Genomic DNA, 26,770 nt, shown 5'->3' with positions numbered 1-26,770 from the left:
GTACAAGCAGCAGGACTCCGAGCACCTGCTGGAGACCACCGGCAAGCAGCTGCGCAAGCTGATGAGCTGGGTGAACGAGGAGGCGTAAGCCTCACGGCAGGGGGGCGGCTCCCCGAGCAGCCGCCCCCTCCCGCTCCGCACCCGCGCCCCTCACTCCACCGGCCCACAAGCACGTGTCGGGACGGGGCGTGCCGGGGACGGACCGACCCGCTCGCCGAACCGACGCTTCCGCGGAGGAAGACCGGCCCCTGGCCCTGCCTCATGCACGCGAGTCCGGTGGTGGCCCCGGAGTTCCGGACGGGCGATGGCCCATGGATGCCCCTGCTCCCCCGTACTCGGAGGGTCTGCTGCCGGCCCCCGGCCGCTGACCACAGAGCCGTCACACCCGGGACCGCTCCTGGAGCACTCCGAGGAAGGCCGAGGCGACGAGTGCGACAGCGCGGTCCTCGTCGTGTGCCAGCCGGCGCAGGACGTCCTGCGCGGTGGTCCCCGGCAGCTCGACCAGCGCCTGGGTCAGGCGTATCCGCGTCGCGGAGTCCGCGGTGGGCGCGGCGAGTTCGCCGGCCAGTGCGGTCAGGATCCGGTCGCCACACCCGGGGTCCTGGGACAGTGTCCCCAGGATCTCCGCCGCGTCGACGTCGTTGGCGCCTTCGACCACCATGCCGACGAGGGTCGGCACGGCCTCGGTCACCCCACGCCTGCCCAACGCCGGCGCGGCGTGCCTGCGCACCGTCGTGTCCGGGTCCCGGAGCGCCTCCACGAGCACCGCGGTCGCGTCCGGGGTCTCGGGTATCCCGGCGATCGCCTGCACCGCCCGCCGCCGGACGTCGACGTCCTCCGACCGCACACCGGCGGCCAGCGTCTCCACCCCGTCGCCGCCCGATCGGGCGAGCGCCCAGCGCAGGGCGCCCGCCACGTTGGGGTCGGATTCGGTCAGGACCGCCCCGGCCAGCAACTCGGCGGGAACCGACCAGCCCTCCGGCCGGGCCAGCACGGCCTGCTGCCTGCGCGCGGCGCTGGTCGAGTCGAGCCCCTGCATGAGCTCGACGATGCGCAGCACGTCCTGCCAGCCGGTGGGCGCCGACGCATCGATCGCGCGGAGCCGCTCAAGCAGCTCCCGTTCCCGCTCCAAGCGGTCTTCCGTCCACCGGATGAGGTCGCTGACCAGGGCGGACGGCGTGAAGGCCGGATCCTGCAGTGCGCGCCCGATCTGCTTGAGCGAGAGCCCGAGGGACCGCAGGCTCTCCACGTGGAAGATCCTGCGGACGTCGTCGGCGGAGTACTCGCGGTAGCCGCCGACGGTGCGACCGGTCGGTCGTACCAGCCCGAGGGCGTCGTAGTGCCGGAGCATCCGGGCGCTCACCCCCGAGTGACGGGCCACCTCGCCGATCAGCACCCCGCGGCCTCCACGGCCTCGGCGACCTCCGCGGCAGCCACGGCGCCGGCCGACTCGGTCATCCCGGCGGTCTCCACGACACCCGCCCTCTCCGTAGCCTCCGCGGCCTCCACGACACGCGACGTCTCCCCGGCCTCCGCGGACTCCCCGGTCTCGGTGGCTCCCGGCGCAGTCGCGACGGCAGCGGCTCGTTCCGGGCCGAGTGTGACGACTCGCTTCGCCTCGTCGAGGGCCGCGTCGAAACCGGTCTCCGGGTTCTGCCGGAGCAGCTCGGTGGCACGGGCGTGCGCGGCCACCACCGGATCGGGATGCGCCGCGGCCTGCTCCAGGGCGGGCGTGCTCACGTCGCCGAGGTCGACGAGGGCACGGCTCAGGCTCAGCCGCACCTCGCGGTCGCCGCGGCCGAGCTGCATGACCAGTGCGTCCGCCAGGTCCCTCTTCACGGCTTCGGGCACGAGGGCGACCGCGACGCGCCACGCGGTCCGCGCGACCTCGTCGTCGGCGTCGCGCAGCATGTCGCGCGTGATCCAGGCCCATGCGCTGCTGTCACCGATCTTGGAGAGCGTGTGCAGCGCCTGGCTCCGGGCCTGAGTGCGCCCGGAGTCGAGTTCCTGACGGATCCGGGGCAGGGTGATCTCCGGCGGCAGGCGGGTCAGCGCCCACGACAGCATGTCCCGCACGAAGAAGTCCGGCTCGACCGCGCACCGCTCGACGAGTGTCTCCAGGAAGCCGGGATCGGGGTTCGAGCCGACCGCCAGGGCCGCCTGGAGCCGGACCGACGCGTCCTTGGCGCCGAGGGCGTCGGCCACGCGGGTGTGCTGCGGGGTTCCGCTTGTCGTGTGGATCGGGACCACCTCCTGCACCCAGCGCACACCTTAACAACGTGTCAAGGTCAAGCCCGTTGTCGGACCAGGCCTGTTGGTCGCCCGGCACATCCGCACCCGGTCCGCGGTCGTCGCCGGCCGGCTGCGCGACCGCGACGGCGCTCCAGAGGCTGTCGAGACGGCGCTTCACCCGGGCCGGATCAATCGCCGGAGTAGCCCCAGAAGTAGATCTCCTGCGGTTCACCCTGATCGTCGTGGAGCACGGCGCACCGGCCGTACCAGCGCCAGTGGTCGAATTCCTCGAAACGGGGCACGTGAGCCCGGGTCGGCTTCCGCGTGCCCAAGACACGCAGAGCCTCCTCGTCGGTCACCTGCTTCATCGTGCAGTAGTCCGGCTTCTCCTCCGGCCCGATGATCCGGAAGATGTCGAGGATCGAGTGCGTCCCCTCGTGCTGAACGAGCTCGTGTTCCCACAGCTCGTCCATGGTCTCCGGCCATGGCAGCCGCTCCTCCTCCGGCCTCCAGTCGGCACCCGGTCCCCAGTAGTACTCCCGCTCCTCGAAGACCTTCCGCCTCAGCCCCTCGAACGCCCCGACAAGATCCTCCTGATACGGCACGGCATAGTCCCACCCCGACGCGCCCATACGGTCCCTCCTCATCCAGCTCTGCCAGAACGGCCGGACGCTAACAGCGGCCACTGACACGCGCGAGCCGTGCTCCTGGACGCCTTGGACGGCAACGGCCCGTTCTAGACCTGAGGCAGGATTCTTGCGCGAGCTTCCCTCGAACCAATGACCACATCCAGCGTTGCCGGATCCTCGCGGTGCTTTTTGATCGAAACATCACCCCGCTGATCAGAAGCAGGCCCATGATCCTGAGACGAGTAATTGATCACCATCGCCAACTTACTGCAGCCCAGCGAAGCCCACATCCTAGATCCGTCTGAACCTGCTGCCGAGGCGAAACTGTAGGGACCGGCCGGGTAGGGCGTACTCTCTTCCGAATCACTTCTAGGCCACGCTGAAGTGACGTGGATCAACGATCGTTCAGAATTCTCCGCCTCAGCTACCCGAAGGCCACAGAATTCCCCCTGGATGTACGCGATCAGACGATAGGAACCCTCCCGAACCTCGCCAATCACCTTAGGCTTCTGGGATTTACGCGGGAATTCGTCCGCAGTGATCAGCTGCTCTTCACTCGAGTCGATCGACTTGAGTCGACTCAGCTGCGCAAATTGACCAGACGGCGATTCATGGGCAAATCCGCTTCCGCCCCCCGAAGTGCATGCCACACATGAGAGCGAAAGGGTGACCCCTAAGGCTAGTTTTCGAACCACCTGCGCCATAGAGTCACCCTTTCACATGCCACGATTACCGGCGGGCTAGCCATTCCGTCCACCGGGTCGGTTCGACTCCGCGACTGACCGAACGAGGAAAAACATAACCACTGCACGACACCCCCTCAATTAAATTGAGGGAGAATTGAGAGTGGACTGATTGATTCCGGAAAGCAATTCCTATTCGATGGTTCAGGTTTTCAATTACGGGACGAAGGGGCGGTTTTCTCAACCCGTCTCCTCTCCGGAGCCCCCGATCAACCGGTAGCCGGCGCCCTCACAGCGAGCCAGGCGCCGAGCGCCGAGAAATCGGCGTCCACGAGCCCTGAGCCGGCTCCCCCATCCACGTCGTGGCCCACACGAGAGGGCAGTCCAGGGCCAGGAGGCGCGATCCGATGCCGGGATCCAGTCGATCAAGTAGTGGGTTCCCCTGATCGACGGACGTCGAGGAGCGGTACGACGCCCCGAACGGGATGAGCGGCCCGTCGACGTCGAGGAAGAGGATGGGGCGCTCCGCTGCGCTGGCCACAGCCGTACGATAACCCGGCGCGGTGGCGGCGGGGACTCTGCTTCCCGGGCCGTCCCCGGGCCACCCAACGGGTTAACACCCAAGCCTCGCGTTCAGGCAAGACGGGGTGCCTCTTCCCAGCCGAGTGCAGCGCTCCAACTGGGTCTGGCTCCAAGCCACTTTCTCAACAAAGGGCGCCACACGGGTCAGAGCGACATCCTACGATCGCCTGCATGCTGCTGACACCCCACGAGGTACTCGGCCGTTGGCTTCTCACCACCCTTGGTGAGATGGGCGGTGCGGGTTCCAAGCAGGCCGTGCTTCGGAGGATCGAGGAGCGATACGGTTCCCAGCTCACCGAGACGGACCACCTGCCGCAACCATCCAACGGGGAAGTCAAGTGGGAGAACCGGACCGCTTGGCAGCGGGACCGGATGGTCAAGGCAGGGCTTCTCAAGCCTTACGAGAGGCGCGGTGATCCTTGGGCGCTCACCGAGGCGGGCTGGGCGGCTCACCGTGCCCTCGTATCCGGTCAGGGGGATCCGGGCGCCCGCGCCCTGCCGAACAAGGCGGCGCCCACGTCCCGCGCCTCTGATCCTCCTGAGGCGTCGGGCGCAACCCGGTGACCGCTGATGAGCAAGACCGACCGACTGGTGAAAGGCGCTTCCCACGTCCAGGGTCGCCATCGCCGCACGGCACATGCGGTAGGGCCTGGCCGGTATCGGCCAGGCCCCAGGAAGGGTGAGTGCGGGTCAGCTCACCACCGGTACCAGCGCCCACGGCCGCCGCCGGCACTCGTGGAGCGCACAACGAAGCCGAGCAGCCACAGCACCAGGACGGCGAGAGCCACCCACCAGAGGATCTTGACGGCGAAACCGGCACCGAAAAGGACGAGTGCGAGAAGCAGAACGAGCAGCAAGGGAACCATGGTTATCGACCTCCTGAGCCGCCGTATGCCCCGTGACTGTTACTTCACTCGACAGCTGCGGCTTGTTTGTGCAGGGAGAGCCGGGGCACGAGTGGGCTACCGCAAGAACGGCACCACAGTGACGAGGAGGCGGATTCCATGACTGCCGGCGAGAAGGCCAAGGCGAAGACCGAGCAGACCGAGGGCAAGGTCAAGGAGGTCGCGGGAAGCGCCATCGGGAATGACCGCATGGCCGCCGAAGGACAGGCTGAGAAGAGCACGGGGGATGCCCGTGAGGCCAAGGAGAAGGCCAAGGACGCCTTCAAGCACTGACTGCATCTCTTTTCTCCGAAGGGTCTTCCCGCGCGCGCCCCGGGAAGACCCTTCGAGGTGTCTCCGCGGAAACGGTCACCACCACGTCACTCGCCCGACCCGGGCTGGTGGGTTCTCGCCCGACGGTGTGAAGATGTCGTCATGCACGCGGCCCCCGAGCAGAAGGTGTACCTCACCCGCCTTGAAGAGGTCTTCGTGATCACGGTGCGCGGTGAGACGGACCACGATGACACAGAGGAGTTCGAAGCGGCCTGGGATGCGGCCGATCAGGCCGCACTGCCCACCACGGCGATCGACCTGTCCCAGGTCACCTTCGCCGACAGCATGCTCCTGAACGCTCTCCTGGACGCCAGGCGCCGACACGTGTCCGGCGGCCGGCAACTCATCCTCCTCGGCCCCCTCCCCCCGGCGGTCAGCCGACTGTTGACCCTCAGCGGGACAATCGACCACTTCACGATCGCCGACACGGGCCCCTCCCTCACCAGCTGAGGGCATCGTTCATGAAGGAGACGCCGACGGGCAGGCGATCCGACGCGCCGATCACGGGAAGTAGTGAAGAGGTAAGGCACAACCACGGGAAGACGGTTATGGTCACCCCGCTCGGCGAGGAGTCTTCGGACAGCCCGGTGCCCCCGGCGCCGTGGCGGTACTGTGCGGTCTGGGACTGCACCGAGGGCCGGATCGCAGATGCCCGGCGCGTCGGCGGACACGGCCTCCGCTTGATCACACGGCTCTGCGACCGGCTGCACACCGTCGATCCCGGAACCGGCAAGCAGGTCGTCGCCCACCTCCCCCTGCACCGATCAGGGGACTGACCGCTCCCGGCCCGCCTCCGCGTCTGGTACGAGGACGGCGATGACGCTCGTCGACCATGACCGTGCTGGTCAAGTGGCGCCCGCGCCGGTGCAACCGTCGTTCTCCCGGTGCCCGTGCGGGTCCGCGCGGCTCGCCTGCGCGGTGAGGTGGTCCAGCACGTTGGTGAGACGGAGCCTGCGGTCCAGGAAGTCCGGCCGACGGTCCAGGTGCAGAGTCGCGCCGACGGCGGTGGTCCGGCGGTGGATCATCAGCAGGGCGGACAGGCCCGTGGAATCGATCCAGGTCAGGTCGCGGAAGTCCAGACGTACGTCGCTGAGCCGGACGGGCTCGGCTGTGAGGTGCTGGACGACCGTGTCGACCAGGCCGGCGCTCGTGTCGTGGTCGAGCTCGCCGCCCACGCACACGGCCAGGGTGGTGTCCTCGTGGAGGACGGTGACGGTGAATTCGGGAAGAGGCAGATCGGTCATGCGTGGATGTCGGGGTCGGGGACAGGGCGGGTGGGGCGGTCGCACAGAACGGCTCCGCCCGCCTGGAGCAGGTCGACGGTGCGGGGGAACTCGCGCAGCTGGTCGGCCAGGGCCTCGAGGCCGGTCACCACGGAGTGGGCGGGGACGTGCCTGGCCTCGAGGATGTCGGCTGTCCAGGTGAGAAACTCGGTGAAGACGTCGGGGTCGTCGACGTAGAGGGCGGTGGCCAGGAAGTCGATGATGTGGGCGATGTCCTCCGCGGTGCGCTCGCGCTGCGCGTCGGTGTATGCGCGCATTGCCGGGAAGCGGCTTTCCAGGTCGCTCAGGGTCTGCTTGACGAGCTGCGGGCGGGACAGGACGACCATCGTGTATTCCTGGTCGGCCAAGTGCGGCAGATCGTCCGCCACCTGACGGATCGTGGCCGGACCGGGCCGCTCAAGGCCCGCTTGGAGCACGGCTGCCGCCCCGCGGGCGTCGGCCGCCCACCGGTCGGCGCCCAGCGCCCGGGCGTGACGGCCGTCCCGGCCGAAGGCGCGGCCGCCGGCGAGGACGGGGACGCCTAGGGCCTGACAGGCGGTGATGGCGGCGTGGGCGGCGGGCAGGTGGGTGGATATCGAGCCGGACAGCAGGATGGCATCGGGGTCGGTGTGGTGCAGGTGCGCCACCAGATGCGGCGTCGGCGTCTGGGCGCCGAGGTAGTCGACCTGCCAGCCGCGCAGGACGAGGACCTCGCTGACGAGCCGAGCGGGGAAGGCGTGCCATTCACCGTCGATGCAGCTGACCGTCACCCGGCCTTGGCGGGGGGTGCGGGGTTCACGCGTCGGCCGACGGTGGGCGAGCGAAGCGACGATCCGCTCGTTGATGGCGGTGGCGGCGTGCTCCTGAGCCACGGTGATGCGGTCGGCGGCCCATTCGAGGCCGACCTTCTCCTGGACGGGCGCGATCACATCCAGCAGCAGCCTCTCCTCCTCCATGCCGTCGGCCGCTGCCTGGTGGACGAGGCCGGCGGCTCTGTGTTCGTCGCCGTCGGCGACTGCCTGCCACAGCCGGTCCGACAGCTCGGCCGTCGCGTCCGAGGGGCTCACGTGTTCCTCCTGCTGCTTCGCGCGCCCGTTCCGTTGAGGACTGTCAAGGGACCGGTCCTGGGGACGCTGACGGCGACAGCAGCCATGTCGTCGTGCCGGCCTCCGCCGATCCACTGGGAGGCCAGCATCCGCACCCGCTCCACGACCGCTTCGGCCGGCAGGCCCGCGCATTCCGACAGCGCCCGCTGCAAGCGGTGCTCACCGAAGAGTTCGTCGCCCAGCGGGCCGCCGCGGGCCTCGGTGATGCCGTCGGTGTAGAGCAGGCATGTCTCTCCCGGCGCCAGCGTCGTCTCCACCGTGTTGGCCGTGACGGTCGGCAGGGCACCTACCAGGGTGCCGCGCGTGGCTGACTCTTCCACCTTGCCGTCGGCGCGGACGATCAGCGGGGGCAGATGTCCGGCGCTGGTCAGCCGGACCCGGGCTCGGGTGCCGCGGCGGCGGACGGAGGCGAGCACCAGGGTGGCGAAGCGGGTGTGGTGGGAGGTGAGCAGGGCGCCGTTGAGCAGGTTGAGCACCCGCTGGTGGTCGTCGGTCAGCGGCAGCAGCGCGTGCAGCGTGTTCCGGATCTTGCCGGTGAGCACCGCAGCGTCCAGTCCCTTGCCCGCGACGTCTCCCAGGACGACAAGGGTGTCCTGGGACGGGTCGGAGCCCGGGTGGACGTCGTAGAAGTCCCCGCCGACCCGCTCGTGGTCCTTCGCGGCACGGTAGCCGCCGGCGTAGTCCACCCCGTGCACGCTGCTCAGCCGAGGGGGCAGCAGTTCGCGCATCAGGGTGGCGGTCACGTTGGCCTGTTCGCCGTAGAGGCGGGCGGCGGACAGGGCTGTGCCGGCGCGAGCGGCGAAGAGGCGCGCGAAGACCTCCTCCCCGTCGGTGAAGCACTGCTCGGCGCTGGAGCGCAGGAGCACCAGGGCTCCGGCGGACACTCCGTGGCCAGGGAGCGGGGCGACGATCACGGATCCCACGGGTCCGGCGAAACCGTCCGGGACGACCCAGTCGGGCAGGCCGACGGGGTCTATCCAACGGGCCGGTACGGGCGGGAAGCCCTGGAGCGCCTCGGCCAGCCCCGGCACACCGGCGACATCGACCTGCCGCGTGACCTGGCTGACCGGGCCGCCCCGGTTGGCGTAGGCCAACGGACGGCGCCGCCCCTGCCGCGGAGCGACGAGGACGGCGGCGTCGGCGAGGTGTTCCGCGGCAAGGGACGCGGCCACCTCCATGCAGCGGGACACGTTCAGGGTGGACAGCAACGTGCTGGAGACGTCCGACAGGATCTCCGTCCGCGTCCGCGCGTCGCTCAGCGCGGTCTCGGCAAGACGGCGGTCGGTGTCGTCGACCAGCCACCACACCACGTCTCCGTCACCGGCAGCGGTTGGATGCGCTTCGTAGTGGCGCCCTTTGATCGGTCCGCTCAGTGGGCCGGCGGAGCTGCCGCGCTGTCCGCCGCTGACGCGCTGGTGAGCATCGGCGAGCCAGGACGGAACCTGCTCGTGCAGCCGGTCGCCGCTCGCCGCTCCGGGGAGAAGTGCCCGGGCGGCCTCATTGATCTCGACGAGGCCGCCGTACCTGTCGACGATCAGAACGGGATAGGGGGCCTCAGTCCACGTCGCACCGACCAGGTGGCCGGCGTCGGGCGGACGGGCGGAGATACCGGGGGAAGCAGTCACAAACGGAGGCACGCACGGCGCGTACCTCACCACCTTCCTGCCCTGGGAAATAGATGTCTTATGGCAACAGTCCCGTATCGCGCCCGAGCTTGCAAGCGGTCCAGTCGGCGGCGCCGCTCGCCCGGCGTTGACACCAGTAGTCTGGTAACCCGGACCGGCGAAATGTCGCTGACACGTTCGACGGCCGACCTTCTGCCCAAGGAATCCGGAGGTGACGGCGATGCTGCGGGTCACCGAGCGGGCCGGGGACCGAGTCGTCGTGGAGCTGCCGGAAGACGTGGATCTGGACAGCACGCCCGGCCTGCGGGCGGTGGGCGACCGCCTGATCGACGAAGGCTGCCGGCACCTGACCTTGGACTGCTCCCGGACCGTCTACCTGGACTCCACCGGCATCAGCGCGATCGTCACCTGGTACCAGCGCCTGGATGCAGTCAGCGGCTCGCTGACACTGTCGGGCGTCAACGAACACCTGTACTCCCTGCTGACCCGGCTGGGACTGCACACCGCCATCACCATCACTCCTGGCACGGCCGCCGACGACAAGCAGGGTTCCTGAAAGCTTCCGGCCCACCGGTGCCGGGCCTCGCCGGGCACGGTCGCCTCATACATCCCACACGACACCGCGGGCAGTGGGTTCCGGGGCTCACACCCCGGGTCGAGCAGCAGAGGTGAGAGCATCCGCCCCATGGACAACGCGGACGATCGCACGGCTCGCTGGTGGGCGGCACTGCGCCGGACACCTCTGGCCGTCTGGAACGACGACGTCACGGACTGGGCCGCCGCCCTGACGTACTACGCGGTGCTGGCGCTGTTTCCGGTTCTGCTGGTGATCCTCTCGATCGTGGGTCTGACCATTCCCACGGCCAAGCCGGAGGTCATCGACCGCATGTCGCAGGCCGCTCCCGTGGCCTCCCGTGCTCTGCTGCGCGGTGCCCTGCGGCAGATGGCCGGACAGTCGTCGGCGGCTTGGACGCTGATCTTCCTCGGCGGGTCAGGAGCACTGTGGTCGGGATCCAGCTATCTGAGCGTCTTCCGCCGGGCGCTGCACGCCATGCACCGGGTCAGTGCGAACCGGCCGGTCTGGCGCACCGCTCCGCGTATCGTCGCCACGGCACTCGTTCTGATCGGCCTGCTCCTCACGTCCACCCTCGCGTTGTCTCTCACCGGCGCCCTGGCCCGGCGTCTGAGCCGGGCGCTGCATCTGGGCGCCGGGCCGCAGGCCGCCTGGGACGCTCTGAGGTGGCCCGTCGTGGCCGCGGTCACCGTGGTGCTGGTGCTGGTGCTGTATCGCTCGGGCCCCGCACCGTCCCGCCCTGTCAGGAGGATGGCGCCGGGCGGCACGTTGGCGGTGGTCCTCCTGCTGACCGTCTCGCTCGGATTTGCCGTCTACACCTCGCATGTCGGTACGTATCATCGTCTGTACGGTTCACTGGCCGGAGTCGTTGTCTTCTTGATCTGGCTGTGGCTGTCCAACCTGGCCCTTCTGGTCGGCGCTCAGTTCAACGCGGAACTGGCGAAGCCTGCTCGCGGGAGAGGAGCCGAGGGACCGGTTCAAACAGCGGACCACTTGTAGCCGGGGACCGTGAACCGCTCCGCTTGCATACCGGCCACACGGGTACAGCGATGGATTACGGGTGTGCCCGCAGCACCCGTACAGGACTGAGAGTGATGTGTTCGTGACTCTTCCCGGCGGCACCGACGATCGTGTTGAGGGCTCGGAGGGCGATCCGAGCGCCGACGCGCACGAGATCGCCGCGGCCGTGGAGCGCCTTGCGAACCTGTGGTCCATGGCCGCCCAGGAGGCGGTCGTACGGTTGTCCCCCCACCAACTGCGGGCGCTTCGGGTGCTGGAGGCGGCACCGGAGGTGAACCTGACGGGCCTGGCGGAACGACTGGACATCGGGCTTCCCACCTCCAGCCGTCTGTGTGACCGACTGGAGGCGGCGGGCATGCTGGAGCGCACACTGCACCCGCACAACCGCCGTGAGGTACAGCTGCGGCTCACCGGTCAGGGACGCCGTGTGCTGGCGGATGTGGCCCGTCGACGCGCCACGACCCTGACCGGAGTACTGGCAGCCATGGCGCCCGAGGAGCGATCGGCACTGGTCCTGGGCATGAACGCCTTCCTCTCCGCTGCGGACGGAGAGTCGACGCCGCCATCGGAGGCGCGGTAGATCTAGCGGCTCGGCCGCACCTGACCGGTCGAGGCGGCGTCGCGCCCGATCCAGTCCAGACAAACGACAGCGGCGTCGGATGCCAGCCCCTCGCCGCCGACGTGTTCGACCAGTCCGGCGACGACCGACCGTGCCGCCTCGTGCGGCGAGATCTGACGGGTGGCGCCCAGGACCTGGCGCAGGACCCCTTCCCCGAACACTTCTCCGCTCGCCGACCGGGTCCCGTGCACTCCGGTGCTGATGACGACCAGGCGGTCCCCCGGCTCGACCTGGAACGTCTGCTCCTCGTACCGGGTCTCCTCGAACATGCCGAGCGGCATCTGCGCCTCCAGCTCGACGAGCTCGATCGTGGCACCGCGCTGGCGGTACAGCTGCGGGGATCCGGCGTCCACGGCCCAGCCCCTGCCTGTGGTGAGATCGAAGCGCAGCAGAAGGGTGGAGGCGTACGTCCTGCCGCCGTACTGCGAGTAGATGGCCTGGTCGGCGAGGCTCGCCTGGTCCGCGAGGCCGATGCCGGCGCGACGCGCGTTGCGCAGTGCACCGACGGCGAGGCTGGTGAGCAGGGCGGCGTCGATGCCCTGACCCATGCCGTCGGTGACGGTGAGAGTGAGGTGGTCGGCGTCGGTGGACCAGTCGAAGTTGTCGCCGCCGATGGCGTAGGCGGGCTCCAGATGCGCGCCGATGACGTATTCGTCGCGGGCGCACCCACGGCCCGGGAGAAGCTGCCACTGCATCTCGGCGGCGAGGGTGAGACGGCGGGTCCGGCGGGCCATGAGGTACAGGTCGGTGTCCCGGCCCGCCGTCACGACCTCGTGTCCCAGTGCGGTGGCGATGTCGCCGAGCCGGAGCACCGTGCCGGGGTCGGCGGAGGTGCCGGACACGCGGACGCAGAGCACACCGAGGCGGTCACCTCGGACGGATACGGGCAGGTGAACCAGCTGCGTATCCGCCTCCGCAGTCACTTCCACCACTGGCTTCTGGGTGGTGAAAGCGGTACCGGCGGGACCGTCGTGGGCGGAGACCGGATCGCCGGTGTGCGGCAGGTGCGTGACGGGCTGCAGGACCGTCAGACCGTAGTCGGCGAGCAGGAGCGTCACCTCGCGGGCCCCGAAGCGCTCCGCCAGCAGACGGCCGGCGGCGGCCACCAGCGCGTGCGGCGAGGCCGCGCGCAGCCGTCCCTCTGCGGACGAGATCGGTTCGGATACGTTCACGGTGTCTCCATCGTCTCTCCGTGCGGCCCCCACGCTATCGCCTGTGGCACCTCCGGCCGCGGTGGTGGGCGCAGCCCGCGTGCACCCGCGAGCAAGGAGTCTCGACACGGTTGTGTCGGCCGCGCAGGCGTACTCGAGGGCCGAGACGGTCACACCGCGCGCTGTCGTCTACGCCGGGACACACTTGCGCCGTGGGCGCCGAGCACGTGTCCCCCGGTGACCGTCCCGCGCGGTGACGGCGCGTGAGTCCGTCCGCTCAGCCGGCCTGAATCCGTGGCCGCCGCTCCCGCTCCGACTCGTCGCGGCGCCCCGCGTCGACCGGATCGAAACGTCGTGCGCCGTGCCCCGCACCGCCTTCCGCCGCTGCGGGACCGGGCGTTCGGGACCTTCCCGTCTCCCGTGAGGCCAAGGGCGCCACCGTCCGGCCCGGCACGTCATCGGGTGCTGAGTATGCCTTCGCGCAGGCGGGTCAGCAGACGTGTGATCAGGCGGGAGACGTGCATCTGGGAGACGCCGAGACGTTCGCCGATCTGCGCCTGGGTGAGTTCCTCCACGAAGCGCCAGTGAATGATCCTGCGGTCGCGTTCATCGAGTTCGGCGATCATCGGAGCGAGCGCGTGGAAGTCCTCGACCAGTTCCAAAGCGGCGTCCTCGTTGCCGATGAAGTCCGCGAGCGCCGCCTCACCGTCCTCGCTGCTGTTGATCGCCGCGTCCAGGGACGCCGACTTGTAGCCGTTGGACGCCAACTGGGCCTCGACCACCTCGTCCTCCGGCAGGCTCATCAGCTCGGACAGCTCCCTGGTCGTCGGTGTCCGACCCAGCCGGCTGCGTAGCTCCTCATTGGCCCGGGCAAGCTGCACACGGGCCTCCTGGAGCCGACGCGGCACATGCACGGCCCAGGAGGTGTCACGGAAGAACCGCTTGATCTCACCGACGATGTAAGGCACGGCGAACGAGGTGAACTCGACCTCACGGGACAACTCGAACCGGTCGATCGCCTTGATCAGACCGATCATTCCCACCTGGACGATGTCCTCCATCTCCTCCGGCCCACGGCTGCGGAACCGGCCGGCCGCATACCGCACCAAGGACATGTTCATCTCGATCAGCGTGTTACGCGCGTACTGGTACTCCGGCGTACCCTCCTCCAGCACCGCCAACTGATCGAAGAACACCTTCGACAACTCCCGCGCGTCCTTCGGCGCGACCTTGGACGGGTCCGCGATCTCGGGAACGCCCACCGCCTGGCCAACGGTCCCCTCGGTCGTCGTCGCCATCACGCGCCCCTCCCACATCAGTCAGCCTCGGTTCGCCGGGCCATCGTCCGGCAGCCCCCGCATACCCCGGCCGGGGACCGGCATTCCTCACTGGCCCGCGCGGGCAGGGTGCACGCGGCCTCCATCGTGTGCATGACCACCGCTCCTGCTCACGCCGCCGCGGACACCGCTTGGCTCTGGGCGGGGCTCTCGGCACTCCGGCGCGAGCCCCGGCGGGCACAGTGCCCGCGGAACGTGGTCGGCGTCTTCCTCTCCCAGGTCTGATCTGGGCGACCCAGGGAAGCCGTGGTGGGGCAAGCCCCCGTGAACCCCGCCGAGAACCGAGGTGAACCAATGGCGCAGGATCTGACCCCGAAGTACACGGTGCCCGGCATCGAGCGTGAGGCGGCCGGCCGGCTGATCGGTCTGCTCCGGCTGCGCCTGCACGCCCTGAACGATCTGCACCTGACGCTCAAGCACGTGCACTGGAACGTGGTCGGGCCGCACTTCATCGCCGTGCACGAGATGATCGACCCGCAGGTGGACCGGGTCCGGGACATGGCCGACGACGTGGCGGAACGCATCGCCGCGCTCGGCGGCGTCGCGCAGGGCACGCCGGGAGCCCTGGTCGCCGAGCGCACCTGGGACGACTACTCCATCGGCCGCGCCGACGCGATCGCCCACCTCGGCGCCCTCGACCTCGTCTACACCGGAGTGATCGAAGCCGTCCGCGCCGCGATCAAGGAAGCGGGCGACATCGACACCGCCACCGAGGACCTGCTCATCGAGCAACTGCGCGACCTGGAACAGTTCCAGTGGTTCGTGCGGGCGCACCTGGAGAGCGCGGGCGGCGCCCTCGCCACCGGGCAGGCCCGGACCGAGGAGGAGGCCGCGGCCAAGGGGGCCGAACTCGGCTGAGCGGCCCCACGTCGGCAGGCCGGGAGGCGGCGACTTGGCATGCCTTTCCTCCGGGATGCCGGTAGCCCGCGTAGGTGACTTGAGGCTGAAAGCGAGGTGGTTGCCGGCACCGGGCAGCCGCCTCGCCCCCTTCCGGTCAGCCCCGGACGATGGTCTGGGCCTGCGGACCCTCTCGGCTCGGCCGACTTCAACCGGCGTTCCCTGGACCATGACGAGGAAGCCATGAGCGGAGAAGGGGCCGGGCCGGCGGGAGACCGGGCCGACGCGTGAGCCCGGAGGGGGTCGCCCCCCCCGCCCTCGCGTCGTGACGTCATGCGGTCAGTGCGTGGTCAGTGCGTCCCCTGCACGCGGCGGGTCGGTACGGCCGGCGCCGACAGGGACTCGTCCGCAGCGGGCTCGGTGTCGGGCCGGTAGACGGTCAGCGCCTCCGGCAGCTTGTCCAGCACGAAGGCGCGCGGCGCCGGGACGATCTCCCCGTCACAGGCCATACGGGCGCCCTCCGGCAGCAACGACACCTCCAGGCGTTCGGCACGTGCCGCCGCGTAGAACGGCGTGCGGGTGAGCCGACCCGCGCACGCCGCGGCGAGCAGCCTGGTACGGGCGAACCGGCCTGCGCGGGCCACCCGCAGATCGAGCAGGCCGTCCGCCAGATCGTGTCGGCGCACCGGCGCGATACCGACACTGCGGTACGAGCCGTTGCCGGCGAACAGCAGCCACAGCGGCCGCTCCCGCCCGTTCACCTCGGCACGCAACGGCCGCGAGCGACGCAGCGCGTGCAGGACGGCGAGCAGGGTCGCCGGCGGCCCTCCGATCCGCGGCGACCACCGCTCACGCAGCCGCACCAGCTCCGGGTAGACACCGAGGCTGAAAGTGTTGAGGAAGTAGCGGGGCTCTGCCGCGCCCCCCTCCTCCGACGGCCGCACGCGCCCCACGTCGACCCTGACGGCGCTGCCCTCGGTCACCGCCTGGCAGGCGTCGGCGATGGTGTCGACGCCGAGGTCGGCGGCGAAATGGTTGAAGGTGCCGCCGGGCAGCACCAGCAGGGGGACGTCCGCGGCCAGTGCCGGCGCCACCGCGGCGTTCACGGTGCCGTCACCACCGCACACGCCCAGCGCTCCGCCCAGTGCGGCGGCCCGGCGCGCGGCCTCGGCGAGCAACTCGGGCAGCTGTGGCCCCTGCTCCCCGTGCAGCCGGATCTCCGCCTCGGGCAGCGCCGCGCGCAACTGGCGTACCGGGTCGACGAGTTGGGGCTGGGCGCCGGAGCCCGGGTTGACGACCACCACAAGCCCCTTCCCTCGCGGCAGCGGCCTCACGTCCGTGCGGGCCCGGGCCGGCGGCGGCAGCTGGGAGCGGGACGGCACCATTCCGCGCACCGCGTAGGCGGCGCCGACCCCGAGCACCGCGCCGGCCAGCACGTCGCCGGGGAAGTGGGCACCGGTGTACACCCGGGAGAAGGCCACGGACACGGCGAGCGGCGCCATTGCGGCTCCCGCTTGCGGCGACTCCAGAGCGACGCCGGTGACGAACGCGGCGGCGGACGCGGTGTGACCGGAGGGGAAGGAGGTGGTGAACGGCGGCCGGTGCGGGCGCCGGGCAGCCGGCACGCCGTCCAGCAGGGGCCGCGCCCGGCCCACGGACCGCTTGGTCACGGTGTTGACCAGGGCGGAGGCCACAGTCAGGGACGCGATGCCCCGCATGGCCGCCCGGCGGCCCCGCGCGCCGCCGAACACCCAGAGACCAGCGGCCAGCCCGCCCCACAGCACTCCGTGGTCGGCGACCCGGCTCAGCCGCGGCAGGACGGGCTCGGCCGCGGGCCACCGGCGGGCCGAGACGGCATGGAAAAGGGCGTGGTCGGCCGCGGACAGCAGCTGACGTACCCCGCCCACTTCTCGCTTGTTCATGGCAGTTCTCGTACCCCACGAGACCTCGCGCATCCTCCCGTGCCTCCTGAGGCGCAGGGCGGGCCGACAACGCGAACATCGCACCGGGCCGACCCGGTGTCCTGGTGTCCGACACGCAGCCACGCTTCCCTCCGGGCGCCGCGTCGGGACCGGTTTTCACCAGGGAGACCCGGCCGCCCGACACGCCGGCGACGCCTGAAGGGCAGTCACGTCACAGGGGCGCGCGGCGGATACGTCCGGGCTCCCCTGCTCCCCGTCCGCCGCCAGGAGACAACGGATCGGGTCGGCGTCGGCCTGTGCGCGGATCCGTGAACCGCCCGCGGTCCCTCACCTCGGCGACGGCCGTGTCCGCGGTGCACCACAGGCGCAGTTCGCCCGCCGCGCCGCCACCGCGGCCCGCAACGCACGTCAGTACGCCCAGCGCGCCGCCCTCGCCCGGACCTGCAGGCCGGCCTGCTGCGCCCCCGTCACCGACGTACGAAGTCGCACGACACCGCCACCAGCAGCACGGGGGCGGTGTCCCGAGCTGCTCACCGGCACCGTGTACGCCGACTCCTTGGTCGAGTCCGCGATTCCGCGCTGACCTGAAGGGCTTTGACATCAGCCGGGTCGTCGGCCTGGACGAGACCCTGCTGACGCCGACCACGGACTCACCCTTGCGCTTTCCTCGGGTGCCCCGGGGATGTCGCCTGCGGCAGCAGCCTGGAGGGCGGCGTTCACCGAAGGGAAGACGGGAAAGACTTCCTGGAGCCCGAGCATGCGCCACACCTGCTCGTAGTGGGCGCTGAGAGCAGCCACGCGCAGGGTGCCGGCACGGTGGTCCAGGGTGCGCGACAGCGTGATGAGCATGCTGACGCCGGAGGAGTCCATGTACTGCACCTGGGATGCGTCCAGCACCAGGGTGGTGCAGCCACGGTCGACCAAGTCCTCGCACTGGGCACCGACAAGGGGCGCGTTGTCGTAGTCGACCGTCTCCGGGAGCTGTGCGATCGTCGCGTCCTCGTGCTGCATCTGGACAGTGAGCATGAAGAAGGGACTTCCCTCCAGATCGTTCTCGTCGGGCCGGGTCACAAGTGTGCTGCGGACCTTGCCTCTGTTCCACCGTCTGCCCCCGTTGTCTTGGGACAGACCGATGCATATGCGGGTGTGATGCCCGCCGAGGGTAGCGGTCTGCCGAACACAACGCATCCGCCGTCCCTGCTGGACGGTGCCTGGCTTCAGGACACCGTCCGGGCCGGACGAGATCGGTGCGGGTCTACTCCGGCAGCTCGGTGTGGAGCCTGACCCTGGTCCCCTCATCCGGTACGGAGCGGATCTCCACGAGGTCGCAGAGCTGGTGAACCAGCCACAGGCCGCGACCACCGACCTGCCTGGCGTCCGGCCTTCTCCGTCCGACCAGGGGGTCCTCGATGTAGCCCGCGTCGCGGAACTCGCACACGAGTCGGCGCTCCTCGCTCCAGGTGCGCAGCACACCGTGTCCGCCGCCGTGACGAATGCTGTTGGTGGCCACCTCCGTGGCGGCCAGGTGCAGTTCTCTCAGGCGTCGGCCGGTCAGGCCGTGCCGTTCGGCGCACGCGGCGATCTTCTCGCGCAGGGCGGGCAGGTCACCCCTGCTGTAGGCGAATTCCTCGTACGGGTCGCACGGGTCGGTGAGCGGTGTGAAGCGGTACGGTGCCTGCGGGTCGTAGTCCGCACACGGCATCGTGCGGCCGTCCTGGCGCAGCTCGGGGTGGCACCGGGCCATTTCCGCCAGTGACGCCTTGTCGTGAGCGATGTCGTAGGGGCACAGCAGCCACCAGGCCGGGCCCCGGGCGAAGGCTTTGTTGAGGAGCCATTCGTGGTAGCGCAGCTCCTCGGCTTCGGCCGGGCTGCGGACCTCGTCCCAGGGTGATTCGCCGATCCCGCGGACGGGCCGTCCTTGCGAGGCGTACTCCTCAAGCCATTCCTGCCAGGCTCCGATGAGCCGGCCGGGGTGGTGCGCGACCCCTGCGGTGTCGACGTAGCGGACGGCATCCTCGTCGCGGATCTCGGCGCGCAGCAGGGACGCCTTGTCCTGGGGGACGGCCACGACGACGGCCTCGCCACCTGCGAGGGCGTCGTGGATGAAACTGAGGGCACCCTCGACGAACGCGTCCCTGCCGGAGTACGGGTACAGCTCGTGCCGGTATCCGGCGCCCGGCGCGTTCGAGCTGGGAGCAGAGGAGGTCACGGCGCCATCACCACCGGAATCTCGGGGACCGCGAAGCCGGACAGCTGCCAGGTGAGCCGGACGGTGTCGTTGGTGCCTTCCAGGACGACCTTGCGGTCCGGAAGGTGCCTGGCCGCATCGGCCAGGGCGCTCATCCCGGCGGCGTCGAAGAACTGAAGAGCATGGCAGAGCAGGCGCACCGTGGCCTTCTGGGCGAGGAGGGCGCACAGGATGGAGCCGAAGGCCACCGCGCCCTCGCTGTCGACGATCCCGTTCACCGTCCAGCCTTCCTTCCCCGTGCGGTACACCTGGAACGCCGGTGCCGTCGGACGGCTGCCCAGACTGTGGGGGTGCACGCACCTGATCTGCTCCAGGAGGGAGGGATCCTGGTCCGCACCGCTGTAGGCGCAGACCACCAGGGCTCCGGTGTCGGCGGCGAACTCCTCCAGATCGAGTTCACTGCGCAACAGCTCCTTCGTCCGCTCCGGACGGCAGTCGGGCCCGACGTGGTGCAGCACCCGGAGCGAGCGGAACCCCTCGCGGTCGGCGTTGGCCGCCTCCCGACGCACCGCGGCCAGCAGAGAGCCGTCCAGCCGAGCCGGGTCGAGCACGAGCTGCGCGAACTCACTCCCCGCTTCGAGAGGCGGCCCGACGATCACCACCTTGTCCCCGTACAGGGCCCCGTCCGCGACGAAGGACCGGCTGCGGTCGATGACGTGGTCGGTCCGGTCCAACACCTGGCAGACGTGATCACCGGTGTCGACCTCGTCCAGAGTGGCCAGAGTGCGCGGCGCTCTCACTGCTCCTCCATCCTCACGCGTCTCACTCTACTGACAGGGTGCCGACACGCGCCCAGCCTCGGAGGGGGCCTCTCGGGGCGACATCCGCGGCGTCCACGCCGGAGGTCGCCAGGCTCATGGCCATGCTCAGGGCCACCGTTCTCGTGGATCACCTGGGCCCAGCGTGGCCCGCGACCCGGGCCGCGAGGCCGACGGTTCCCTGGGCGGCCCATCAGAAGCAGCGTCATCTCAGCGTCGAGACGACCTGCCGCCGTCCGCGCCGAAGCGGTGAATGTTCACACCTCGGCCCGGCACGACGTCATGAAACGCCAGGTCGGCGTCGTTCGTCAGGCATACGACGCGCTGCACGTCATGCATTTCGAGAAACAGGTCGAGCACACCCGGCCGCGCCTGAACGCCCCTGGAACACCCCAGGTCAGCGACCCTTCTCCGCAGGCTCAAGGATCGCCACGCACTCCACGTGATGCGTCATCGGAAACAGATCGAACGCCCGCAGCGTCCGCACCCGGTACCCGCCCTCGCGGAAGTACGCCAGGTCGCGGGCCAGCGCGGCGGGGTCGCAGGCGACGTAGGCGATGCGGCGGGCGGCCAGGGAGGCGAGGTGGACGACCGTCGTGCGGCCGGCGCCGGCGCGGGGCGGGTCCAGGACGATCAGGTCGACCTCCGTGATGCCCGTGCGCGGCAGGACCGACTCGACCTTGCCCTGTTCGATGCGGACCCGCGGGAAGCCGGCGAGGTTGTGCCGCGCGTCCTCCACCGCCCGCTTGCCGGACTCGATGCCGAGGACCGCGCCCTTGTCGCCGAGGCGGTCGGCCAGGGCGCCGGCGAACAGGCCGACGCCGCAGTAGAGGTCCAGGGCCGTTTCGCCCTTGCGGGGCAGCAGGCCCTGCATGACGGCCGTCACGAGCGTGTCGGCCGCCTTCGGGTGGACCTGCCAGAAGCCGCCGCCCGCGACGCGGTGGGTACGGCCGTCCGCGCGTTCACGGACGAAGGGGCGTCCGTGGACCCGGTGGATTCCGCCGGACTTCTCGTCGACGCGGAGGACGGAGACCGGCTTGTCCAGTTCCACCAGCGGGAGGCGGCCGCCGGGGCGCGGGGTCAGGATCACCTGGCGGTCCTGCGAGCCGGTCGCGGCGATCGCCTCGACCGACTCCATGCCGGTCCAGTCCCGCCGCTCGATGCCCAGCTCGCTGACGCCCTCCGCCGCGATCATGCAGTGGTCGATGCGTTCGACCTCGTGCGAGCGGTGGCGGCGCAGGCCGGCGTGGCCCTCGGCGTCCACGGCGTACTGGACGCGCGTGCGCCACTGCGGGACCTGGCCCGCGGGCAGCTTGTCACCCTCGGCCGGCATCACCGTGCCGTCCCAGCCGGCCTCCTCGGGCGTGAGGCCCGCGAGCCGCTTGAGCTGTTCGGCGATCACCTCGCCCTTGAGACGGCGCTGGGCGCCGGGCTTGGCGTGCTGCCAGTCGCAGCCGCCGCAGCGGCCGGGGCCGGCGAAGGGGCAGGGGGCCTCGACACGGTCCTTGGAGGCGTCCAGGATCCGTACGGCGTCCGCGCGCAGGAAGCGGGCTCCCTCCTCGCCCTCGGTCACCCGCGCCACCACCCGCTCGCCCGGCAGCGTGTGCCGCACGAACAGCACCTGGCCCTCGGCCGTGCGGGCGATGCAGTGGCCGCCATGGGCGACGGGGCCGATCTCGACCTCGTACTCCTCCCCGACCAGCGACTTCTTCGGTTCTGCCTGCATGGCGGGGTGACTCCAGATCGGAAACGGGAAACGGCCGGACAACAGCCCACCAGTCTACGTGGCTGTCGTCCGGCCGTTCACCACAGGCCGTGCGCCGGGAATCAGTCCTTGGCCGCCGAGGGCTCCTTGGGCCGCTCCGCCGCCGGACCCCGTCGTACGGCACCCGGTGCGCTCCACTCCTGACGCCTGCGGGCGCGCACCTTGGCCGCCTCGGAGGACGCCAGCTGGTAGGGCACGGAGGTGACCATCACGCCGGGTGTGAAGAGCAGGCGGCCCTTCAGGCGCAGGGCGCTCTGGTTGTGCAGCAGGTGCTCGTACCAGTGGCCGACCACGTACTCGGGGATGATCACGGAGACCGCGTCGCGCGGGGACTCCTTGCGCAGACCCTTGACGTACTCGATGATCGGCCGGGTGATCTCGCGGTACGGCGAGTCCAGGACCTTCAGCGGTACGTCGATGCCGCGCTGCTCCCACTCCTCGCGCAGCGCCTTGGTCTCGGCCGGGTCCACGTTGACCGTCAGCGCCTCCAGCGTGTCCGAGCGCATCAGCTTGGCGTAGGCCAGGGCGCGCAGGGTGGGGCGGTGGATCTTCGAGATGAGCACGACCGAGTGGACGCGGGACGGGCGGACCAGATCGTCGTCCGGCTCCTCGGGGGCGGCGATCTCCTCGGAGACACGGTCGTAGTGCTTCCGGATCGCGGTCATCGTCGCGTAGAAGATGCACATGCCCAGCAGGGCGACCCAGGCCCCGTGCGTGAACTTGGTGACCAGGACGACGACGAGCACCAGGCCGGTGAAGAAGGCGCCGAACGCGTTGATCGCGCGGGAGCGCACCATGTGGCGGCGCTTGGCCTGGTCCTGCTCGACCGCCAGGTGGCGGTTCCAGTGCCGGACCATGCCGGTCTGGCTCAGCGTGAAGGACACGAACACGCCGACGATGTAGAGCTGGATCAGCCGCGTGGAGTCGGCGCCGTAGATGACGGTCAGCAGCATCGCGGCGCCCGCGAGCAGCACGATGCCGTTGGAGAAGGCGAGGCGGTCGCCGCGGGTGTGCAGCTGGCGCGGCAGGTAGCGGTCCTGGGCGAGGATCGAGCCGAGCAGCGGGAAGCCGTTGTACGCCGTGTTCGCCGCCAGGAAGAGGACCAGCGCGGTGGCGGCCGCCAGGACGATGAACAGGAAGCTGCCCTTGCCGAACACCGCCTCGGCGACCTGGGAGATCACCGGGTTCTGGACGTAGCCGGAGCCGAGCGGGTGGCCGTTGTGGAGCAGGTCGGTGGCCGGGTTCTCGGCCATGCGGACCTTGGTCGACATGGCGAGGGCGATGATGCCGCAGAACATGGTGACGGCCAGCAGGCCCATCATCGCGAGCGTGGTCGCCGCGTTCTTCGACTTGGGCTTGCGGAAGGCCGGGACGCCGTTGGAGATCGCCTCCACACCGGTGAGCGCGGCACAGCCGGAGGAGAAGGCGCGCAGCAGGAGGAAGACGAGCGCGAAGCCCGCGAGACCCTGGTGCTCGGCCTTGATGTGGTAGTCGGCCGTCGGCGCGTGCATGGTGTCGCCGAGGACCAGGCCGCGGAACGCGCCCCACGCGATCATGATGAAGACGCCGCCGACGAACACGTACGTCGGGATCGCGAAGAGCTTGCCGGACTCCTTCACGCCGCGCAGGTTCATCAGAGTCAGCAGGACGATCACGGCGACCGCGCACAGCACCTTGTGCTCGACCACGAAGGGGATCGCGGAGCCGAGGTTCTCGATGCCGGAGGCGATGGAGACGGCGACGGTCAGGACGTAGTCGACGAGCAGCGCGCTGGCGACGGTGAGGCCGGCCCTGGGACCGAGGTTGGTGGTGGCCACCTCGTAGTCACCGCCGCCGCTCGGGTAGGCGTGCACGTTCTGGCGGTAGGAGGCGACGACCGTGAACATCAGCACGACGACCGCGACGGCGATCCACGGGCTGAAGTGGTACGCCGACACACCCGCGATGGACAGGACCAGCAGGACCTCCCCCGGCGCGTAGGCGACAGAGGACAGCGGGTCGGAGGCGAAGACGGGGAGTGCGATGCGCTTCGGCAGGAGCGTTTCGCCCAGCCGGTCACTGCGCAGTGCGCGCCCGATCAGAATCCGTTTGGGCACGTCGGTCAGTTTGGACACGACAGAGGATGGTAGGCCTTCGAACAGGCAACCGCCCACCCGGCATCCTGGTTCTGCCTCACGAGTGAAATCAGGGGCGCGCTGAACTGCGGATTCCGCGGTCCGTGCGCTCCCCGTGCCTAGATGGCAAACCCCGCCTGTCATCGCACTTCGGAGGTCCTATGCCCGCCACCGCGGAGCTCGTCGGGGCGACCCTCGCCATCCTCGGCCTCGGAATCCTGACCCTGTGCAGCGTGCGCAGCATCACTCGCCGGCGCCCGCCCCCGGTGATCGCGGACGCCGAGCGCTGGCGCTGCTAGGACGTGATCGCGGAGGCGGACGGCTGACGCCGCCGACGTGAGGCGCGTGATCGCGGATCTTGATCACGGAACGTGATCAAGGCGAACCGCGCACGGGGGTGCCCACCCCCTGGCGCCCGTGTGTAGCTTTGGGCGTCGGTCTGAGACCCTGATGCTGAGCAGTAACTTTTGGACACCGGAAGGACGGTCGTGCACATCGTCATCATGGGCTGCGGAAGAGTAGGTTCCGCTCTTGCCCAGACCCTGGAGCAACAGGGCCACACGGTCGCCGTGATCGACCAGGACCCCACCGCCTTCCGCCGGCTGGGCCCCGGATTCGGTGGTCGCCGGGTCACCGGGGTCGGCTTCGACCAGGACACGCTGCGCGAGGCGGGCATCGAGGAGGCCGGCGCCTTCGCGGCCGTCTCCAGCGGTGACAACTCCAACATCATCTCGGCGCGCGTGGCCCGCGAGATGTTCGGCGTGGAGAACGTGGCCGCCCGTATCTACGACCCCCGCCGCGCCGAGGTCTACCAGCGCCTGGGCATCCCCACCGTGGCCACGGTCCGCTGGACCGCCGACCAGATGCTGCGCCGGCTGCTGCCCTCCGGCGCCGAGCCGCTGTGGCGCGACCCCACCGGCGGCGTCCAGCTCGCCGAGGTGCACGCTTCCGCTCACTGGGTCGGCCACAAGATCAGCAAGCTGCAGGAGGAGACGGGCGTCCGCGTGGCGTTCCTGACCCGCCTGGGCGAGGCGATCCTGCCGACCTCGCAGACGGTGCTGCAGGAGGGCGACCTCGTGCACGTGATGATGCGGGCGGACGACGTCGAGAAGGTCGAGGCGGCGTTCGCCCAGGGCCCGGAAGAGGAGAGCGGTCACTGATGAGGGTCGCCATTGCCGGAGCCGGTGCCGTCGGCCGCTCGATCGCGGGCGAGCTGCTGGAGAACGGCCACGAGGTCCTGCTGATCGACAAGGCCCCGACCGCGATCTCGGTGGAGCGGGTGCCCCAGGCGGAGTGGCTGCTGGCCGACGCCTGCGAGATCACGTCCCTGGACGAGGCGGCGCTGCAGCGCTGCAACGTCGTCATCGCCGCGACCGGCGACGACAAGGTCAACCTGGTCGTGTCGCTGCTCGCCAAGACGGAGTACGGCGTCCCGCGCGTCGTCGCCCGCGTCAACAACCCGAAGAACGAGTGGCTGTTCAACGAGGCCTGGGGCGTGGACGTGGCCGTCTCCACCCCGCGCCTGATGTCCGCCCTGGTCGAGGAGGCGGTGAGCGTCGGCGACCTGGTCCGCCTGCTGCGTTTCAGCCACGGCGACGCCAACCTCGTCGAGCTGACCCTGCCCGAGGAGTCGGCCCTGGCCGGCACCCAGGTCGGCGATGTGGAGTGGCCCGAGGACACCTCCCTGGTCACGATCATCCGCGGCACCCGCGTCCTGACCCCGACCAAGGAGGACTCCCTGGAACCGGGCGACGAACTCCTCTTCGTGGCCGCCCAGGCCCGCGAGGAGCAGTTGGAGGAGCTGCTGTCGGTGCGGCGGGAAGAAGCCTGACCGACACGAAGAAGGGCGCCCTCGACCGCGAGGGCGCCCTTTTCGTCGTACGGCGGCTGTCTACGCCTCCCGGCGGTGCCGCCCGCCCGAGGGTTCGCCCCCCTCGGCGGCCAGCGCGGCCTCGCGTTCCTTCTCGGCCTTCTCCTCGGCCTCCATCTCGGCGAAGACGTCGATCGGCGCGGGCGCCTTTGCCAGGAAGACCCAGGTCAGCCAGACCGCCAGCAGGAACGGCGGGATCTTCAGGGCGACCAGGACCCAGCCGAGCCTGGTCGTGTCCGACCACCAGTACAGCGGGAAGAGGATCGCGCACTTGGCGAGCAGGATCAGGCCCCAGGCCCAACTGGCCTTCGCGTAGGCCTTCTTGCGGCCGGGGTTGCGGGTGCGCCAGGAGAGGTTCTCCTTGAAGACCGGGCCGAGGATGAGGCCGATCAGGGGCACCCCGGCGAGGGTCGTGATGATGTACGCCAGCGCCAGGCCCAGCGTGTAGAGCATGCCGGGGAGGTAGAAGTCCTTGGCGTTGCCGGTGAACATCGCGAAGACCACGCCGAAGGCCACGCCGAACACACCGCTGAAGGCGTGCTTGACGGTGTCCTTCATGGCGAGCCGGACCACGACCAGGACCAGGGAGACGATCAGCGCCGCGATCGCCGACACGTGCAGGTCCTTGTTGATCGTGAAGATCGCCACGAAGAGCAGGCCCGGCACGACCGTCTCGACCATGCCGCGGACACCGCCGAACGCCTCGAACAGCGCGGCCTCGGTCACCGCCCGGGCGTCACCGGCCGGGTCGGGCGGACTCTGGTCGGCGCTTTCGGTCGGCTTGTCGAGGGACGTCACCGGCTACTCCCGTCCGAGGGGTCGCAGTTCGTACTTCGGGTTGAACAGCACCCGGCGGCCCCGGCTCATCGAGATCCGGCCCGATGCGATCAGCTTGCGTCCCGGTTCTATGCCCACGATGGAACGCCTGCCGAGCCACACCACGTCCAGCGGGGCGGAGCCGTCGAACAGCTCGGCCTCCAGGGCCGGGACCCCGGCGCGAGGTCGCAAGGTGACCGTGCGCAAGGTACCAGTTACGGTCACGATCTGCCGGTCATGGCAGTCACCGATCTTCGTACAGCCCGCCGTCTCGGCGTCTTCGCGCAGCTCCTCGGACTCCAGGTCCTCCTGCGACGAGGAGAGCCGGTCGAGCATGCGCCGGAACCGGCCGGCCGGCTTTTCGGAACGAGGAACAGCACTCATACCTGAAGCGTACCGGGGC

The 26,770-nt window shown here is 70.1% G+C and carries 28 protein-coding genes and 1 pseudogene; 10 read left to right on the top strand and 19 right to left on the bottom strand.

From position 1 onward, the window contains the following. Positions 1–379: 379 nt before the first annotated feature. The 4 genes and pseudogenes from IE244_RS31575 to IE244_RS42390 form a co-directional block, all read right to left on the bottom strand. Positions 380–1,396, bottom strand: a complete 1,017-nt coding sequence (locus IE244_RS31575) for a HEAT repeat domain-containing protein (RefSeq protein ID WP_191877002.1) — start codon at positions 1,394–1,396, stop codon at positions 380–382. Next, positions 1,390–2,259, bottom strand: a complete 870-nt coding sequence (locus tag IE244_RS31570; RefSeq protein ID WP_229854456.1) for a HEAT repeat domain-containing protein — start codon at positions 2,257–2,259, stop codon at positions 1,390–1,392. The genes IE244_RS31575 and IE244_RS31570 overlap by 7 nt, the downstream gene beginning before the upstream one ends. 161 nt (positions 2,260–2,420) lie before the next feature. Continuing rightward, complete coding sequence (locus IE244_RS31565; protein ID WP_191877001.1) at positions 2,421–2,864, bottom strand: hypothetical protein; 444 nt, start codon at positions 2,862–2,864, stop codon at positions 2,421–2,423. 1,026 nt (positions 2,865–3,890) lie between these two features. Beyond that, positions 3,891–4,085, bottom strand: a pseudogene (locus tag IE244_RS42390) (hypothetical protein); the annotation flags it as partial. 212 nt (positions 4,086–4,297) lie between these two features. Here IE244_RS42390 and IE244_RS31560 point away from each other — a divergent pair. Next, entirely contained in the window at positions 4,298–4,690 is a 393-nt protein-coding gene (locus IE244_RS31560) for a winged helix-turn-helix domain-containing protein (protein WP_191877000.1), read from the top strand. A 131-nt stretch (positions 4,691–4,821) separates the two neighbouring features. Here the strand turns inward: IE244_RS31560 and IE244_RS31555 are convergent, their stop codons facing one another. After that, positions 4,822–4,992 (bottom strand): hydrophobic protein, encoded by a 171-nt coding sequence (locus IE244_RS31555; protein ID WP_191876999.1) that lies wholly within the window; start codon positions 4,990–4,992, stop codon positions 4,822–4,824. A 138-nt stretch (positions 4,993–5,130) separates the two neighbouring features. Between IE244_RS31555 and IE244_RS31550 the strand changes: the two genes are divergently transcribed. Next, positions 5,131–5,304 (top strand): CsbD family protein, encoded by a 174-nt coding sequence (locus IE244_RS31550; protein ID WP_191876998.1) that lies wholly within the window; start codon positions 5,131–5,133, stop codon positions 5,302–5,304. Between the two features lie 141 nt (positions 5,305–5,445). Next, positions 5,446–5,793, top strand: a complete 348-nt coding sequence (locus IE244_RS31545; RefSeq protein ID WP_229854454.1) for an STAS domain-containing protein — start codon at positions 5,446–5,448, stop codon at positions 5,791–5,793. A gap of 395 nt (positions 5,794–6,188) precedes the next feature. Here IE244_RS31545 and IE244_RS31540 read toward each other — a convergent pair whose 3' ends face one another. From IE244_RS31540 to IE244_RS31530, 3 genes are read right to left on the bottom strand one after another with little or no spacing between them, the layout of a single operon-like run. Then, positions 6,189–6,587: an STAS domain-containing protein gene (locus IE244_RS31540; RefSeq protein ID WP_191876997.1), complete on the bottom strand. Its 399-nt coding sequence runs from the start codon at positions 6,585–6,587 to the stop codon at positions 6,189–6,191. Continuing rightward, positions 6,584–7,672 carry a cobalamin B12-binding domain-containing protein gene (locus IE244_RS31535; protein WP_229854452.1) on the bottom strand — a complete coding sequence of 363 codons (1,089 nt, stop codon included), beginning with the start codon at positions 7,670–7,672 and terminating at the stop codon, positions 6,584–6,586. The genes IE244_RS31540 and IE244_RS31535 overlap by 4 nt, the downstream gene beginning before the upstream one ends. Next, complete coding sequence (locus IE244_RS31530; protein WP_373305797.1) at positions 7,669–9,336, bottom strand: PP2C family protein-serine/threonine phosphatase; 1,668 nt, start codon at positions 9,334–9,336, stop codon at positions 7,669–7,671. Before IE244_RS31530 ends, IE244_RS31535 begins: the two co-directional genes overlap by 4 nt. 220 nt (positions 9,337–9,556) lie before the next feature. On the opposite strand from IE244_RS31530, the gene IE244_RS31525 reads away from it, so the two are divergent. The 3 genes from IE244_RS31525 to IE244_RS31515 all read left to right on the top strand — a co-directional run bounded on the left by IE244_RS31525 (position 9,557) and on the right by IE244_RS31515 (position 11,510). Then, positions 9,557–9,892 (top strand): STAS domain-containing protein, encoded by a 336-nt coding sequence (locus IE244_RS31525; RefSeq protein WP_229854466.1) that lies wholly within the window; start codon positions 9,557–9,559, stop codon positions 9,890–9,892. Between the two features lie 129 nt (positions 9,893–10,021). Continuing rightward, positions 10,022–10,909 carry a YihY/virulence factor BrkB family protein gene (locus IE244_RS31520; protein WP_191876994.1) on the top strand — a complete coding sequence of 296 codons (888 nt, stop codon included), beginning with the start codon at positions 10,022–10,024 and terminating at the stop codon, positions 10,907–10,909. A 97-nt stretch (positions 10,910–11,006) separates the two neighbouring features. After that, positions 11,007–11,510, top strand: coding sequence for a MarR family winged helix-turn-helix transcriptional regulator (locus IE244_RS31515; protein ID WP_229854450.1), 504 nt, complete (start codon positions 11,007–11,009; stop codon positions 11,508–11,510). A 2-nt stretch (positions 11,511–11,512) separates the two neighbouring features. Here IE244_RS31515 and IE244_RS31510 read toward each other — a convergent pair whose 3' ends face one another. Both IE244_RS31510 and IE244_RS31505 read right to left on the bottom strand, forming a co-directional pair. Next, positions 11,513–12,721: a PP2C family protein-serine/threonine phosphatase gene (locus IE244_RS31510; RefSeq protein WP_229854448.1), complete on the bottom strand. Its 1,209-nt coding sequence runs from the start codon at positions 12,719–12,721 to the stop codon at positions 11,513–11,515. Between the two features lie 434 nt (positions 12,722–13,155). Next, positions 13,156–13,998 carry an RNA polymerase sigma factor SigF gene (locus tag IE244_RS31505; protein WP_191876993.1) on the bottom strand — a complete coding sequence of 281 codons (843 nt, stop codon included), beginning with the start codon at positions 13,996–13,998 and terminating at the stop codon, positions 13,156–13,158. Between the two features lie 333 nt (positions 13,999–14,331). Here IE244_RS31505 and dps point away from each other — a divergent pair, with 333 nt between their 5' ends. Continuing rightward, positions 14,332–14,895 carry a DNA starvation/stationary phase protection protein Dps gene (gene dps / locus IE244_RS31500; RefSeq protein ID WP_191876992.1) on the top strand — a complete coding sequence of 188 codons (564 nt, stop codon included), beginning with the start codon at positions 14,332–14,334 and terminating at the stop codon, positions 14,893–14,895. 329 nt (positions 14,896–15,224) lie between these two features. Here dps and IE244_RS31495 read toward each other — a convergent pair whose 3' ends face one another. From IE244_RS31495 to IE244_RS31465, 7 genes are all read right to left on the bottom strand, one after another. Then, entirely contained in the window at positions 15,225–16,796 is a 1,572-nt protein-coding gene (locus tag IE244_RS31495) for a bifunctional phosphatase PAP2/diacylglycerol kinase family protein (protein ID WP_191876991.1), read from the bottom strand. A 600-nt stretch (positions 16,797–17,396) separates the two neighbouring features. Further along, positions 17,397–17,822 carry an STAS domain-containing protein gene (locus IE244_RS31490; RefSeq protein ID WP_191876990.1) on the bottom strand — a complete coding sequence of 142 codons (426 nt, stop codon included), beginning with the start codon at positions 17,820–17,822 and terminating at the stop codon, positions 17,397–17,399. A gap of 229 nt (positions 17,823–18,051) precedes the next feature. Then, the gene (locus tag IE244_RS31485; protein WP_191876989.1) at positions 18,052–19,005 is read right to left on the bottom strand and encodes an anti-sigma factor RsbA family regulatory protein; all 954 of its coding nucleotides are present in this window, start codon (positions 19,003–19,005) and stop codon (positions 18,052–18,054) included. Then, the gene (locus tag IE244_RS31480; protein ID WP_191876988.1) at positions 19,002–19,784 is read right to left on the bottom strand and encodes an MEDS domain-containing protein; all 783 of its coding nucleotides are present in this window, start codon (positions 19,782–19,784) and stop codon (positions 19,002–19,004) included. The genes IE244_RS31485 and IE244_RS31480 overlap by 4 nt, the downstream gene beginning before the upstream one ends. 228 nt (positions 19,785–20,012) lie before the next feature. After that, positions 20,013–20,162, bottom strand: a complete 150-nt coding sequence (locus tag IE244_RS31475; protein WP_191876987.1) for a hypothetical protein — start codon at positions 20,160–20,162, stop codon at positions 20,013–20,015. 37 nt (positions 20,163–20,199) lie between these two features. Then, entirely contained in the window at positions 20,200–21,528 is a 1,329-nt protein-coding gene (locus IE244_RS31470; protein WP_191876986.1) for a class I SAM-dependent RNA methyltransferase, read from the bottom strand. 101 nt (positions 21,529–21,629) lie between these two features. Next, the gene (locus IE244_RS31465; protein ID WP_191876985.1) at positions 21,630–23,681 is read right to left on the bottom strand and encodes an APC family permease; all 2,052 of its coding nucleotides are present in this window, start codon (positions 23,679–23,681) and stop codon (positions 21,630–21,632) included. Positions 23,682–23,842: 161 nt separating this feature from the next. On the opposite strand from IE244_RS31465, the gene IE244_RS31460 reads away from it, so the two are divergent. From IE244_RS31460 to IE244_RS31450, 3 genes are all read left to right on the top strand, one after another. After that, positions 23,843–23,980 (top strand): hypothetical protein, encoded by a 138-nt coding sequence (locus tag IE244_RS31460; RefSeq protein ID WP_191876984.1) that lies wholly within the window; start codon positions 23,843–23,845, stop codon positions 23,978–23,980. A gap of 189 nt (positions 23,981–24,169) precedes the next feature. Further along, on the top strand, positions 24,170–24,841 hold the full coding sequence (locus IE244_RS31455) for a potassium channel family protein (RefSeq protein ID WP_031165829.1): 672 nt from the start codon (positions 24,170–24,172) through the stop codon (positions 24,839–24,841). Further along, on the top strand, positions 24,841–25,512 hold the full coding sequence (locus IE244_RS31450) for a potassium channel family protein (protein ID WP_191876983.1): 672 nt from the start codon (positions 24,841–24,843) through the stop codon (positions 25,510–25,512). The genes IE244_RS31455 and IE244_RS31450 overlap by 1 nt, the downstream gene beginning before the upstream one ends. A gap of 60 nt (positions 25,513–25,572) precedes the next feature. Here IE244_RS31450 and IE244_RS31445 read toward each other — a convergent pair whose 3' ends face one another. Together IE244_RS31445 and IE244_RS31440 are read right to left on the bottom strand one after the other, a co-directional pair. Further along, a complete protein-coding gene (locus tag IE244_RS31445) occupies positions 25,573–26,349 on the bottom strand; it encodes a DUF3159 domain-containing protein (RefSeq protein ID WP_191876982.1) in 777 nt (258 codons plus the stop codon). 3 nt (positions 26,350–26,352) lie between these two features. Continuing rightward, positions 26,353–26,751: an OB-fold nucleic acid binding domain-containing protein gene (locus IE244_RS31440; RefSeq protein ID WP_191876981.1), complete on the bottom strand. Its 399-nt coding sequence runs from the start codon at positions 26,749–26,751 to the stop codon at positions 26,353–26,355. Between the last annotated feature and the right edge of the window lie 19 nt (positions 26,752–26,770).

The organism is Streptomyces filipinensis (assembly GCF_014649495.1).
Classification (GTDB): Bacteria; Actinomycetota; Actinomycetes; order Streptomycetales; family Streptomycetaceae; genus Streptomyces; species Streptomyces filipinensis.
The sequence above is the reverse complement of the archived record's forward strand: the minus strand, read 5'-3'. Positions and strand labels throughout refer to the sequence as shown.

Excerpts from the sequence above, each read along its gene's own strand:
- IE244_RS31565 (WP_191877001.1), bottom strand. The coding sequence starts at position 2,864 with ATGGGCGCGTCGGGGTGGGACTATGCCGTGCCGTATCAGGAGGATCTT.
- IE244_RS31560 (WP_191877000.1), top strand. The coding sequence starts at position 4,298 with ATGCTGCTGACACCCCACGAGGTACTCGGCCGTTGGCTTCTCACCACC.
- IE244_RS31555 (WP_191876999.1), bottom strand. The coding sequence starts at position 4,992 with ATGGTTCCCTTGCTGCTCGTTCTGCTTCTCGCACTCGTCCTTTTCGGT.
- IE244_RS31550 (WP_191876998.1), top strand. The coding sequence starts at position 5,131 with ATGACTGCCGGCGAGAAGGCCAAGGCGAAGACCGAGCAGACCGAGGGC.
- IE244_RS31545 (WP_229854454.1), top strand. The coding sequence starts at position 5,446 with ATGCACGCGGCCCCCGAGCAGAAGGTGTACCTCACCCGCCTTGAAGAG.
- IE244_RS31540 (WP_191876997.1), bottom strand. The coding sequence starts at position 6,587 with ATGACCGATCTGCCTCTTCCCGAATTCACCGTCACCGTCCTCCACGAG.
- IE244_RS31525 (WP_229854466.1), top strand. The coding sequence starts at position 9,557 with ATGCTGCGGGTCACCGAGCGGGCCGGGGACCGAGTCGTCGTGGAGCTG.
- IE244_RS31520 (WP_191876994.1), top strand. The coding sequence starts at position 10,022 with ATGGACAACGCGGACGATCGCACGGCTCGCTGGTGGGCGGCACTGCGC.
- IE244_RS31505 (WP_191876993.1), bottom strand. The coding sequence starts at position 13,998 with ATGGCGACGACGACCGAGGGGACCGTTGGCCAGGCGGTGGGCGTTCCC.
- dps (WP_191876992.1), top strand. The coding sequence starts at position 14,332 with ATGGCGCAGGATCTGACCCCGAAGTACACGGTGCCCGGCATCGAGCGT.
- IE244_RS31495 (WP_191876991.1), bottom strand. The coding sequence starts at position 16,796 with ATGAACAAGCGAGAAGTGGGCGGGGTACGTCAGCTGCTGTCCGCGGCC.
- IE244_RS31490 (WP_191876990.1), bottom strand. The coding sequence starts at position 17,822 with ATGCTCACTGTCCAGATGCAGCACGAGGACGCGACGATCGCACAGCTC.
- IE244_RS31470 (WP_191876986.1), bottom strand. The coding sequence starts at position 21,528 with ATGCAGGCAGAACCGAAGAAGTCGCTGGTCGGGGAGGAGTACGAGGTC.
- IE244_RS31460 (WP_191876984.1), top strand. The coding sequence starts at position 23,843 with ATGCCCGCCACCGCGGAGCTCGTCGGGGCGACCCTCGCCATCCTCGGC.
- IE244_RS31450 (WP_191876983.1), top strand. The coding sequence starts at position 24,841 with ATGAGGGTCGCCATTGCCGGAGCCGGTGCCGTCGGCCGCTCGATCGCG.
- IE244_RS31440 (WP_191876981.1), bottom strand. The coding sequence starts at position 26,751 with ATGAGTGCTGTTCCTCGTTCCGAAAAGCCGGCCGGCCGGTTCCGGCGC.